At 59.4% G+C, this 12376-nt stretch carries 9 protein-coding genes; 7 read left to right on the top strand and 2 right to left on the bottom strand.

Annotated elements, in window-relative coordinates; translation table 11 throughout:
• Positions 1-414: 414 nt before the first annotated feature.
• The 5 genes from ACWPWQ_RS06840 to ACWPWQ_RS06820 all read left to right on the top strand — a co-directional run bounded on the left by ACWPWQ_RS06840 (position 415) and on the right by ACWPWQ_RS06820 (position 6344).
• Positions 415-540 carry a hypothetical protein gene (locus ACWPWQ_RS06840; RefSeq protein ID WP_454009366.1) on the top strand — a complete coding sequence of 42 codons (126 nt, stop codon included), beginning with the start codon at positions 415-417 and terminating at the stop codon, positions 538-540.
• A 343-nt stretch (positions 541-883) separates the two neighbouring features.
• Positions 884-1246 (top strand): hypothetical protein, encoded by a 363-nt coding sequence (locus tag ACWPWQ_RS06835; RefSeq protein ID WP_454009365.1) that lies wholly within the window; start codon positions 884-886, stop codon positions 1244-1246.
• Between the two features lie 209 nt (positions 1247-1455).
• On the top strand, positions 1456-4941 hold the full coding sequence (locus ACWPWQ_RS06830) for a T1SS-143 repeat domain-containing protein (protein ID WP_454009364.1): 3486 nt from the start codon (positions 1456-1458) through the stop codon (positions 4939-4941).
• An 87-nt stretch (positions 4942-5028) separates the two neighbouring features.
• The gene (locus ACWPWQ_RS06825) at positions 5029-5586 is read left to right on the top strand and encodes a hypothetical protein (RefSeq protein WP_454009363.1); all 558 of its coding nucleotides are present in this window, start codon (positions 5029-5031) and stop codon (positions 5584-5586) included.
• A 56-nt stretch (positions 5587-5642) separates the two neighbouring features.
• Complete coding sequence (locus ACWPWQ_RS06820; RefSeq protein ID WP_139439489.1) at positions 5643-6344, top strand: SIMPL domain-containing protein; 702 nt, start codon at positions 5643-5645, stop codon at positions 6342-6344.
• A 220-nt stretch (positions 6345-6564) separates the two neighbouring features.
• Here the strand turns inward: ACWPWQ_RS06820 and ACWPWQ_RS06815 are convergent, their stop codons facing one another.
• Positions 6565-7941: an amino acid permease gene (locus tag ACWPWQ_RS06815; RefSeq protein ID WP_139439490.1), complete on the bottom strand. Its 1377-nt coding sequence runs from the start codon at positions 7939-7941 to the stop codon at positions 6565-6567.
• A 359-nt stretch (positions 7942-8300) separates the two neighbouring features.
• On the opposite strand from ACWPWQ_RS06815, the gene ACWPWQ_RS06810 reads away from it, so the two are divergent.
• On the top strand, positions 8301-8591 hold the full coding sequence (locus tag ACWPWQ_RS06810; RefSeq protein WP_202046214.1) for a hypothetical protein: 291 nt from the start codon (positions 8301-8303) through the stop codon (positions 8589-8591).
• 109 nt (positions 8592-8700) lie between these two features.
• Here the strand turns inward: ACWPWQ_RS06810 and ppsR are convergent, their stop codons facing one another.
• Positions 8701-9513 carry a posphoenolpyruvate synthetase regulatory kinase/phosphorylase PpsR gene (gene ppsR / locus ACWPWQ_RS06805; RefSeq protein WP_139439492.1) on the bottom strand — a complete coding sequence of 271 codons (813 nt, stop codon included), beginning with the start codon at positions 9511-9513 and terminating at the stop codon, positions 8701-8703.
• A gap of 307 nt (positions 9514-9820) precedes the next feature.
• Here ppsR and ppsA point away from each other — a divergent pair, with 307 nt between their 5' ends.
• The gene (ppsA, locus tag ACWPWQ_RS06800; RefSeq protein ID WP_454009362.1) at positions 9821-12193 is read left to right on the top strand and encodes a phosphoenolpyruvate synthase; all 2373 of its coding nucleotides are present in this window, start codon (positions 9821-9823) and stop codon (positions 12191-12193) included.
• Positions 12194-12376 lie beyond the last annotated feature (183 nt).

Raw genomic sequence — 12376 nt, 5'->3', positions numbered from 1 at the left:
GCGACACCTGGGGTGCGGACGGCGCCGGTGTTCCGGTGACGGCGACGACGGCCGCCGGGCGCTGACGGCAGTGGCGGGGGCGACCGTGGTGCAGGGCGCCTACGGTGTGCTGACGCTCAACCTGGACGGCTCAGCAGTTGCGCGCGATGCCGGCCAGCCGGGCGGGGTGTCGGAGGTATTCACCTCTATACCCTGCGCGACGGGGATGGCGACACCGACACGGCGACGTTGACCATCGCGATCGCGCAACACGCCGCCGGAGGAGCAGCAACCTGACCTCGTCAGTGAATGGCGGGACGTGGTGGTGATGAAGATGACTTGGCTGACGGCTCGGACAGCAGCGCGAGCCTGACACAGGTTGAGCAGCTTCACCATCAGCCTGCCGGATGGGGTGGCCTCGCTGACGATAGGCGGGTGACGTTCATCAACAACGGGGTGTTCACGGCGGGCCGTTTATCACGGGGCTGGGTAACACTAAGCATCACGGGCTACAACCCGCTGACCGGGGTGGTGAGCTACAGCTATACCTGGGGACAATGAAACCCATGCCAACGGGGCGGGCGAGAACAGCCTGTTTGAAGACTTCTCAGTGGTGGTGCTGACGGACCAGGACGGTCAGTCCGACAGCGACACGCTGTCGGTGAACATCGTCGACGACGTGCCTGATGCCCAGAATGGACACTGATTCGATAGCGGCTGGCGGGTCGGTCCGGCCACGGGCAACCTCATCGCCGACGCGGCGGCAGGGAGATGAGGGCGACAGCGACACGGGGGCAGACACCCGGGGTGCGGACGGCGCGGCTGGTGTCCTCGGTGACGGCGACGACGGCCGCCGGGGCGCCGACGGCGGTGGCGGGGGCGACCGCGGTGCAGGGTGCCTACGGTGTGCTGGACGCTCAACCCGGACGGCTCTACAGTTGTGCGCGCGCCTGCTGGCGGGTGTCGAGGTAACTACCTCTACACCCTGCGCGACGGGGATGGCGACACCGACACGGCGACGTTGACCATCGCGATTGGCAACACGCTGCCGGAGATAAGCAACCTGACCCCGTCAGTGAATGGCGGGGACGTGGTGGTGGATGAAGATGACTTGCTGACGGCTCGGACAGCAGCGCGCCTGACACAGGCTGGCAGCTTCACCATCAGCTCGCCGGATGGGGTGGCCTCGCTGACGATAGGCGGGGTGACGTTCATCAACGCTGCGTTCACGGCGGGGTCGTTTGTCACGGGCTGGGTAACACTTTGAGCATCACGGGCTACAACCCGCTGACCGGGGTGGTGAGCTACAGCTACACCCCGGGGGACAATGAAACCCATGCCAACGGGGGCGGGCGAGAAATGGCCTGTTTGAAGACTTCGCGGTGGTGCTGACGGACCAGATCGGTCAGTCCGACAGCGACACGCTGTCGGTGAACATCGTCGACGATCGTGCCGAGCGTTGGCAGCAATTTCACGGTGCAACTCGACGATGACGCCCTAGCAAATGGCATTCCGAATGGCCCGAACGACGATGACAATGCGGTAAACACGAACGGCATTCTCGCTCATAACTTCGGTGCAGATGGTGCGGGGAATGTGCAATGGCTGACCACGGGCGCTCCAGCAGGTTTTACCTATGAAACGAATCCAGCAGGTGCCCTGCTAGTCAAACAGGGGGCAGTTACCGTGCTGACAGTAACCCTGAACTCGGCTACAGGAGAATATAGTGTTACGCAGAACGCACCCATCCTGCATGCGAACGCAGATCTGGAGAACAACCAGACATTTACCTTGAACTATCAAGTGGTTGATGGAGATGGTGATACTGCAACGGGCACACTGGCAATCAATGTTGATGATGATACGCCGCTGGCGAAAAACGACACAGCCATTGTGGCCGAATCCAGCGGCAAAGATTTCAATGTCGCCTTTGTGCTCGACTCTAGCGGCAGTATCAGCAACAGTGAGTTCAACACCATGATGAACGCAGTGAAGGCTGCGGGGCAGGCATTGTTCAATGGTACCGATGGCGATGTGAAAATCACCATAGTGGCGTTTTCTTCGGACTCCCTGGCATATGTCCCGGTGACATCGCTTGCCGAGTTCAATGCTCTGGTCGATAGCATCATTGCAAATCGGCCATTTAACGGCGATACCGACTTCACTGATGCCATCCAGCAAACCATGGTGTCTTATTCTCCGATTGAGGGATGGAGCAACCAGGTATTCTTTATCAGTGATGGCAACCCTAATGAACAAACGGGGACAGGTGGCAACTCGCTGAGCAACGCGACGGCAACGGCTTGGAACACCTTTGTCGATAGCAATGGGATCAACGTCACTGCTATTGGTGTGGGGGATGGTATTAACACCACCCGCTTGCAGGATGTCGATCTTGATGGTAGCGGAGCTCCTATCTTGGTCACCGACTTTAACGGCCTGATTACTACGCTGCTTGGTCAGATTTCGGGGAACTTTGTCAGTGGCAATGTTCTGCTCGGGAACAACAACGCAGTGGGAGGGGGAGATGACGACTCATACGGTGCTGACGGCCCAGGGCGGATCATGTCCATCAAGATCAATGGGACGACTTACTCATGGGATGGCGTCCTGGATGGCGATCAGCAACTGACCAACATCACGACGGCTTTGGGTGGCAAGCTTACCTTTAATTTTGCTACGGGTGAGTGGGGTTATACCTCTCCGCAAAGTGTTTCCGCGGATACCAGTGAAAGCTTCGACTATGTCATCATCGACAAGGATGGCGATCAGGCGAATGCATCTCTGACGATCAACATTGAGGATGCTGCACCGGTCATCGGAAAGGTGGACGAGGATGAGTTACCTGGTGGATTGACTGACAATGATGCCCAGACGACAGTCATTTCAGGAAGCCTGGTCGAACTTTTAGTCGGCACGAACAGTGGACAATTCGGTCTGGATTCCACCCCCAATGTCATGCCGTCCCTGACCTCGGATGGGGTAGCTGTCACTTACGGCTTCTCTGGTAATACCCTGACAGCGATGGCCGGCGCAGTAACCGTTTTCACTCTCGTGGTGCAGAGCAATGGTTCTTACACCTTTACCCTGCTTGGGCCACTGGATCATCCTGATGCCAATGGTGACGACAACGAGATATTGACGCTGAACCTGACTGGCGCAATTCGAGCCTCTGATGGAGTCAACCCGCTACCTTTGGCAGGTGACCTGCTGATCCAGGTTGAAGACGACATACCTTCCATCCTGGCCAGCTCCAATCTGGTGTACTCCAACAGCAACAATCCGGGAGGGGCTGCTGGTGTGTTCGACTACAGCACCGGTGCGGATACTCGCGGTACTGGCCCGTTCAGTGCAATCGATTCGGACTTCAAGACGATCAGCCTGAGCGGCACTGTCGGTGGCACGACCATCACGTCGCAATCGGTTACCTGGGTGTCGGAGAGCGCCAGTACGGCAACTTTCAATTTTGAGTTTAATTACGCGCCGAACCCGGCCAACCCCGGCACCACCCAGGAGGCAACTGGCACACTGATTTTTGACAAGGTCAACGGTACCTATACCGTATCACTTGATGATCCGGTCGAAGGCTTCAGTGTCCTCAAAACCAGTGCCTCGTTAAATATCACGGGCTATGCGTCAGGTGGCAGTGTACCGGATAGTACTCAACCGGACGTGTCAGTGGCCAAGCTCGACAACGATTTCTATGTCCAGTTCAGGGGGGCATCAGAACCGGGGGGGGGGACCGGGACCAACAATCTGCAGACTGGGGGAGCCAACACCAACATCTTCACCAGTGGTGAGCTGTTTACCCAGGCATCGTCTTGGGTCAGTGTATCCAACTCGGCGAACGGTGTGGCTGGCGATACTATCGGCAAGGGGGAAGTGCTGGATCTGACGTTCCACACCACCAACCCGACCGGCACCGTAGTCGCCAATCCTGATGGTCGTGCGGAGGGAATATTCCTCAAATTCGACGGTATCAATAGTGAAGATCTAGTTGTGGTATTGAAACTGGTAGGTGCGGGTGGCATAACCACCACCCGGGCCCTGGTGATCAGTAACAGTGATATTGCCAAATCAAGCAGTAGTCCAGCGACCCTGGCTGCCCTGCTGGCTTACGGTATCACCTTGGACAATAACGATGGGGCCATTGTGATCGAGCACAATGACTACAACGGAACGGGGGAAAACTGGCAGATCTACGGCGCCCAGATCCTGACCAGTGTAGAGGACATCACTACCTCTGCTGCCTTGAACTTCAATGCGGCCTTCGGTGATACAGGAGGATCCAATCAGACCACTACATTCAGTGGTCAGACCGACAGCGATGTGGTGAAAGTCTCCGATATTGGCTTGATCACTTCGGAGAACACGACTCTGGATGCCGAACTGGATTTCCAGGTTGGAGTAAAAGATGCCGATAACGATGCTACGGCCAATACCAATCTACACGTAACCATCGAAGCGGGCACCACCTTCACCGGATCCGCATCGGCAGATGTGATTCAGGGGAGTGCCGGCAACGATGTGCTATCCGGTCTGGCCGGTGATGATTCGCTGATTGGCGGATTGGGTAATGATGTACTGATAGGTGGGCTGGGCAGTGACATCCTGATGGGAGGAGATGGCAAGGACACCTTCAAGTGGCAGTCGGGTGAGGCTGGCGGTACCGACGTCATCAAGGACTTCACCACTGGGGCCAACGGGGATGTACTGGACCTGAGCGAGTTGCTCAGTGGCGAGCATGCCAACGCAACCTCTCTGGATCAGTATCTGACCTTTGCCCCTGGTCCGGGAGTGAATAAATCGACCCTGACGATCGATCTGGATGGTTCGGCTGGGGGCACAACGACCCATACCATCTTCTTTGACAATGTGGATCTGACGGCCAATTCGACACGGACCGACCAGCAGATCATTCAGGACTTGTTGGATCAGGGCAATCTCAAGGTTGATCCATAATCAAAGCGTGGGGGCCGGGTCTGCCCGGCCCCTGTTATTTGATGAAGTGGACGGCTAAGATAGCGGCAGTATCAGGAGAGGGTCACCATGCAGTCATTCAACTGGGTCGACATCGATGGCATTCGCTATAGCTGGGACGGGCAGGACAGCATCGTCTGCTCCGGCCGCTTTGGCTATCAGGCCGCGATGACGGGTGACAAGCTCAATGGTCTGGAGCTGGAGAGTGAAGATGGCGATGTGGCGGGGTTGCTCAATGTGGACTTTGCCGCCTCCCGCATCAGCTTCACGCCGGCAGAGGATGCGCCCTTGCCTCACATGATGGTGCTGGTTGGCCATGAGTGGGGGCAGCAGGAGTATTCGTTGCAGAGCCTGAGCGACAGCTCCTTGCAGGGGCTGCTCAGCCATGGTGAAGAGCTTGACTGGAGTAGTCTGATGGTGGTGACGGCTTCCGAGCCGAGCATGCCATCCCAGGGTCACGTTCTGTCGTGGGATTCATTCCATTTCGAGGATGAGTCTCTGCTCGGAGCCGAGGTTCCGTCGTCCGTGATCGCGAGCCATGGCAATCCGCTTGGAGGAGAGATCAGCATCAACATCGACATGACCAATCAGGTGCTGGAGCAGATCCCCCCATTGCACGATATATGAATCCCAATCGACGACGTGCATAATGGCCTCCATCTAATCGACGGAGGTTTTTTTCTATGTGGCGTCCCCTTCTTACCCTGTCTGCGCTCGTTGTCAGTGCCCCGCTGCTTGCCATCGAGGTGCCCCAGGCTCCCCATCTGGTGGTCAGCGGCTACGCGGAGCAGAAGGCCGAGCCCGACATGCTGACGCTCAACGTCGCCGTGACCGCCCTGGAGAAACAGGGCCTCAAGGCCAAGCAGCAGGTGGATACCAAGGTGGCCGCCTTCTTTGGTCAACTGGAGAGCCTCGGCATCAAGCGTAGCGATGTGGAGGCCGGCAATCTGGTGATCTCCCCCGAGTACCAGTATCCGCAGAACAAGCAGCCCGAGATGGTGGGTTACCGTGCCCAGCGCCAGCTGGCGGTCAAACTCTACCAGCTCGACAAGCTGAGCCAGCTGATGGATACCGCCCTCAAGGCGGGTCTGGAGTCCGTCTCCCAGATTGAGTACGGCCTCAAGTCACCACAGATCATCAAGGATCAGGCCCGTCTTGGCGCTGTGGCAGATGCCACCAGCAAGGCGGAATCCCTGGCCAAGGCCTTTGGCATGAAGCTTGGCAAGGTGTACAGCGTCGAGTATCGCAACAGCTCTCCCATTCCTGTGTATAGCCGTGCCATGAAGGCGGCCGCCGCGCCTGCCGCCGACATGGTGGAGAACAGCTACCAGCAGCAGCAGATCAGCATCACGGACAACGTGGAAGCCGTCTTCCTGCTGGAATGATGGACCGTTCAACCGGCCCTGATCTCTCCAAACCCGAGGCTTCTGCCTCGGGTTTGTCGTTACAGGTTCTGTGCATGGGCGCTGAGTGAAGGTGCACAAGGGGCGCCTCTTATCTGGGCAGGCCAGGGGAGTGATGGACGGCTTCGCCCATGCCAGGGGAGCTGGCGCATAAAAAAATGCCGGTCACTGACCGGCATTTTCGTAAGAGGAGCGGGGAGGCTTAGCCCAGATTGGTGGCCACTCGACCCTGGCGCTTCTGCTTGAACAGATAGCCCAGACCCAGCACCAGTACCCAGGCCGGGATCAGCTCGACCGAGATGCGGGTGCCGTCGTTCATGTACATGATCACCAGGATGGCGGCCATGAAGGCGAGGCAGAGGTAGTTGCCAAAGGGGCTCCAGAGTGCCTTGAACTTGGTTTCAACCCCTTCGGCTGCCTTGACCTTGCGGAACTTGAGGTGCGCCAGGCTGATCATGGCCCAGTTGATGACCAGGGCGGAGACCACCAGCGACATCAAGAGGCCGAAGGCCTTGCCCGGGATCAGGTAGTTGATCAGCACGCACAGCAGGGTGGCGGCCGCCGAGATGGAGATGGCCATTAGGGGCACACCGCTCTTGTTGGTCTTGAGCAGGGCCTTGGGGCCGTTGCCCTGTTTGGCCAGGCCGAACAGCATGCGGCTGTTGCAGTAGACGCAGCTGTTATAGACGGAGAGGGCCGCAGTCAGCACCACCAGGTTGAGCACGTTGGCCACCAGGTTGCTGTCGAGAGCATGGAAGATCATCACGAACGGACTGCCGCCTTCCACCACCTTGCCCCAGGGATAGAGGGAGAGCAGCACGGCCAGGGCGCCGATATAGAAGATGAGGATGCGGTAGATCACCTGGTTGGTGGCCTTGGGGATGCTCTTCTCGGGGTTGTCGGCTTCCGCCGCCGTGATGCCGACCAGCTCCAGACCGCCGAAGGAGAACATGATGAAGGCCATGGCCATCACCAGGCCGCCCACCCCGTTGGGGAAGAAGCCGCCCTGGGCCCAGAGGTTGCTGACGGAGGCATCGGGGCCGCCGGTGCCGGAGAACAGCAGGTAACCGCCGAAGCCAATCATGCCGAGGATGGCCACGACCTTGATGATGGCGAACCAGAACTCCATCTCGCCGAACGCCTTGACGTTGGAGAGGTTGATGGCGTTGATCAGCACGAAGAAGAAGGCCGCCGACATCCAGGTCGGGATCTCGGGCCACCAGTACTGCACGTAGATGCCGACAGCCGTCAGCTCCGCCATGCTCACCAGCACATAGAGTACCCAGTAGTTCCAGCCGGAGGCGAAACCGGCGAAGTCACCCCAGTACTTGTAGGCAAAGTGACTGAACGAGCCGGCCACCGGCTCTTCCACCACCATCTCGCCGAGCTGGCGCATGATGAGGAAGGCGATGAAGCCGCCGATGGCGTAGCCAAGCAGCACCGAGGGGCCTGCCATCTTGATGGTGTCGGCAATGCCGAGGAACAGGCCGGTACCTATGGCACCGCCCAGTGCGATGAGCTGGATGTGGCGGTTTTTCAGGCCGCGCTTGAGCTCTTCGCCGTCTTGTTGAAGATCCATTCTTCCTTCCTTACGTCGCTGAATTCACTCGTCTCGCGCCTCGTCTGCCATGGCACCTCCTGTGCCAGGCGCGGCATCTTGTGCCGAAAACGTGACGAAATCCGTATTAATATCGTTACGGTTTGCCGCGCACTGTTTTTTATGGCGGCTACCAACCCGAGCAGAATAGTGATAATCGACCGCTTGTGCACCTGTTTTCCTCATCATTGGTTTGCTTTGTGGCCAATGTTCAGGTTTTTCATGATCTGGAAAGGGTTTTTGGAAGTGATTGATGGTTTTGTGTTCGGTTGATTTGGGTGCTATTGACCTGGCGGCAATTTGGTGTGCTAGTAGCCTTTTTTCAAGAAAGGACTCATATGATCGAAAGTATTGTCGGTGGCTTGCTGCTCGCCGCGCTCTGGCTGGGAGTCTGGCTCTCCCCCATGTTGCTGACCATGGCAGCGGCCTGCTTGATGGTCTGGGGATGGCAGGGGGCAGATTATCTGGTGAACAACATCGCCATGGTGCTGACGCTCGCCGCCGGACTTGGCCTGCTCCCCGCCTGCTGGTTGAGCGAGCGGGTGCGCAAACGCCACGGCTTGCTGCGTTTTCATGGCATCTTGATGAACAACCGGGAGCTCAACAAGCCGGGCTCCCACCCTCGTCCCTGAACCTCATGACGCCGGCGGATCCGCCGGCGTCATTTCTCCCACTCTTGCTGTCTCATTATCTTGCCACTCGGCAATCTGATAGTGCTTGATATGGCTATTTTCATGCCGGCTAGCAGAGTTGGCGGCGAAGGCCGGTTGCCTCCAGGATCTTGGCGCTGATCTCCTCCACCGAGTGGGAGCTGGTGTCGAGGAAGCGGATCGCCTCCTGGCGGAACAGCCGCTCCACACTCGCCAGCTCCTGTTCGCACTGCTCGAGAGAGGAGTAGCGACTGTTGGCGCGGCGCTGGTTGCGGATCTCGTGCAGCCGTTGGGGGGCTATGGTGAGACCGAACAGCTTGTGGCGGTTGGCCTTGAGCGGGGCGGGCAGCTCCAGCGAGCCCATGTCCTGCTCGATGAAGGGGTAGTTGGCGGCACGGATGCCAAATTGCAGCGCCAGATAGAGGCTGGTCGGCGTCTTGCCGCAGCGGGAGACCCCGATGAGGATGATGTCCGCCTCGTCATACTCCTTGGTGGTGATGCCGTCGTCATTGCTGAGGGCGAAGTTGACCGCCTCGATGCGATCGTCGTACAGCTTGCGGTTCTCCATGCCGTGGGTGCGGTGGAGCCTGGGCTCGGCCTTGATCCCGAGCTCCTGCTCGAGGGGGCTCACGAAGGTGTTGAGAAAATCGTGGCTGCTGGCCTGGGCCTTGAGCACCTCTTCCCGTACCAGGGGGTCGACTATGGTGTGAAACAGTATGGGGCGCACCCCGGTCTGGCGAAACTGTTCATCGATGCGGGCCCGCACCTGGCGCGCCTTTTCCTGGGTCTCCACAAAGGGGATGGTGACCTGTTCGAAGATCAGCGGAAACTGGCTCAGCACGGCGTGACCGAACACCTCGGCGGTGATGGCGGTGCCGTCGGATACATAGAATACGGTGTGCACAGCGGACTCCTGTGGTGTGCTCCTGGGGGGTTGCGAGCATTCAGTATCTCTCGAAACCATATCTCTTTTGTCAACAGGTCTGCCATTCCCAAGTTGTGAACTCGCTTGCAAACCTGAGTCGTTACCTTTTTGTGTCGCCATTGTAGAATGTCTGTGTCAGACGGCCATCCCCAAATCTTGCTCGGGGATTTTTTTGATAATCAGTAGAAAACGTTTTCATGGTCGTTGGCAACACACACATACAAAAACACATGATTTGGCACAGCAGGTGCTCGGCACCCTGGCCCACCAACCTGGAGACATGCAAATGCAACAGTACGTACTCTGGTACGAACAGCTCGGAATGCAGGACGTTGAGCGCGTTGGCGGCAAGAATGCATCCCTTGGCGAGATGATCAGCAACCTCTCAGGTGCCGGCGTGTCCGTGCCGGGCGGCTTTGCGACCACCGCCTTTGCGTTTAACGAGTTTCTGGAGTTAAGCGGCCTCAATGGCAAGATCCACGACCTGCTCGACAGCCTGGATGTGGACGACATTGCCGCCCTCAACCGGGCCGGTCAGCAGATCCGTGACTGGGTGGTGGATGCCCCCTTCCAGCCTGCGCTGGAGCAGGCGGTGCGTGCCGCCTACGACAAGCTGAGCGCCGGGATTGAGGCCTCCTTCGCGGTGCGATCCTCCGCCACCGCCGAAGACATGCCGGACGCCTCCTTCGCGGGTCAGCAGGAGACCTTCCTCAACGTGCGCGGCATAGACTCTGTCATGACCGCCATCAAGCATGTGTTTGCCTCCCTCTTCAACGATCGCGCCATCTCCTACCGGGTACATCAGGGGTACGATCACAAGGGCGTGGCCCTCTCCGCCGGGGTGCAGCGCATGGTGCGCTCGGATCTCGCCGCCTCAGGCGTCATGTTCACCCTGGATACCGAATCCGGCTTCAACGACGTGGTCTTCATCACCGGCGCCCAGGGCCTGGGGGAGATGGTGGTGCAGGGGGCCGTCAACCCGGACGAGTTCTATGTGCACAAACCGACCCTGAAATCCGGTCGCCCCGCCGTGGTGCGCAAGACGCTCGGTTCGAAACTTATCAAGATGACCTACTCCGAGGACGCCGGTCACGGCCGCCAGGTGAAGATCGTCGACACCGTGGATACCGAGCGCAACCGCTTCTGCATCACGGACGAGGAAGTGATGGCGCTGGCGAAGCAAGCCCTCATCATCGAGCAACACTACGGTCGCCCGATGGACATCGAGTGGGCCAAGGATGGTCAGGATGGCAAGCTCTACATAGTCCAGGCGCGTCCGGAAACCGTGCGCAGTCGCCAAGAGGCGAACACCCTGGAGCGCTTTGCCCTCAAGCAATCCGGCAAGGTGCTGATCGAGGGGCGCGCCATCGGCCACAAGATAGGGGCGGGCCCGGCGCGGGTCATCAGCTCCATCAGCCAGATGGATGAGGTGCAACCCGGCGATGTCTTGGTCACCGACATGACGGATCCGGATTGGGAGCCCATCATGAAGCGGGCCTCCGCCATCGTCACCAACCGGGGTGGCCGCACCTGCCACGCCGCCATCATAGCCCGTGAGCTCGGCATCCCGGCCGTGGTCGGCTGTGGCGATGCCACCGACCGAATCGAGGCGGGTCAGCTCATCACCGTCTCCTGCGCGGAAGGGGACACCGGCTTCATCTATGACGGCGAGCTCGACTTCGACGTGGCGGTGACCGAGGTGGGCAACATGCCGCGCCTGCCCATCAAGGTGATGATGAACGTCGGCAACCCGGACCGCGCCTTCGACTTCGCCCAGTTGCCGAACGCCGGCGTGGGCCTGGCGCGCCTCGAATTCATCATCAACCGCATGATCGGGGTCCACCCCAAGGCGCTGCTGGAGTTCGACAAGCAGAGCCCCGAGCTGCAAGCCACCATCAACAAGATGATCGCGGGCTACGAGAGCCCCCGCGAGTTCTACGTCGCCAAGCTGACGGAAGGCATCGCCACCCTGGCCGCCGCCTTCTGGCCGGAGCGGGTCATAGTGCGGATGTCGGACTTCAAGTCCAACGAATACGCCAACCTGGTGGGGGGCCGTGGTTACGAGCCTCATGAAGAGAACCCCATGATCGGCTTCCGTGGCGCCTCCCGCTACATCGCCGACAGCTTCCGCCCCTGCTTCGCGCTCGAATGCGAGGCGATGAAGCGGGTGCGCGATGTCATGGGCCTGACCAACGTCGAGGTGATGATCCCCTTCGTGCGCACCGTGGGCGAGGCGGAGCAGGTGGTGGAGATCCTGGCGGAGAACGGCCTGCGCCGCGGCGAGCGTGGCCTGAAAGTCATCATGATGTGCGAGCTCCCCTCCAACGCCCTGCTGGCGGACAAGTTCCTCGAGCACTTCGACGGCTTCTCCATCGGCTCCAATGACATGACCCAGTTGACCCTGGGGCTGGATCGGGACTCGGGTCTCATCGCCCACCTGTTCGATGAGCGCAACGAGGCGGTCAAGGCGCTGCTGGCCATGGCCATCGCGGCCGCGCGCAAGGCGGGCAAGTACGTCGGCATCTGCGGCCAGGGGCCGTCGGATCACCCGGACTTCGCCGCCTGGCTGGTCGAGCAGGGCATAGACTCCGTGTCGCTGAACCCGGATACCGTGGTCGACACCTGGCTCTATCTGGCCGAGCAGAATAAGGCAGGCTGAGCCCGCACAGGCAGCTCCCCCCATAATCCATGACGGCACCTTCTCGGTGCCGTTTTTTATTACCAACAGGGGGCTGTGTCGATGACTCGTATGTGCAAGGTGAATGGGATCTCGTCTCTCGCCTCTCTATGGGGGGGATCGCCGGGTGGGGATTGGCGGATGAGGTTGCTGCGGCGTCGTGGC

Source organism: Aeromonas sp. Marseille-Q7275, assembly GCF_965119515.1.
Note: the sequence above shows the minus strand (reverse complement) of the source record. Positions and strands in the feature narration are given on the sequence as shown.

Bases quoted from the DNA above. Each gene is read 5' to 3' on its own strand.
- ACWPWQ_RS06825 (WP_454009363.1), top strand. From the start codon at position 5,029: ATGCAGTCATTCAACTGGGTCGACATCGATGGCATTCGCTATAGCTGG.
- ACWPWQ_RS06820 (WP_139439489.1), top strand. From the start codon at position 5,643: ATGTGGCGTCCCCTTCTTACCCTGTCTGCGCTCGTTGTCAGTGCCCCG.
- ACWPWQ_RS06815 (WP_139439490.1), bottom strand. From the start codon at position 7,941: ATGGATCTTCAACAAGACGGCGAAGAGCTCAAGCGCGGCCTGAAAAAC.
- ppsA (WP_454009362.1), top strand. From the start codon at position 9,821: ATGCAACAGTACGTACTCTGGTACGAACAGCTCGGAATGCAGGACGTT.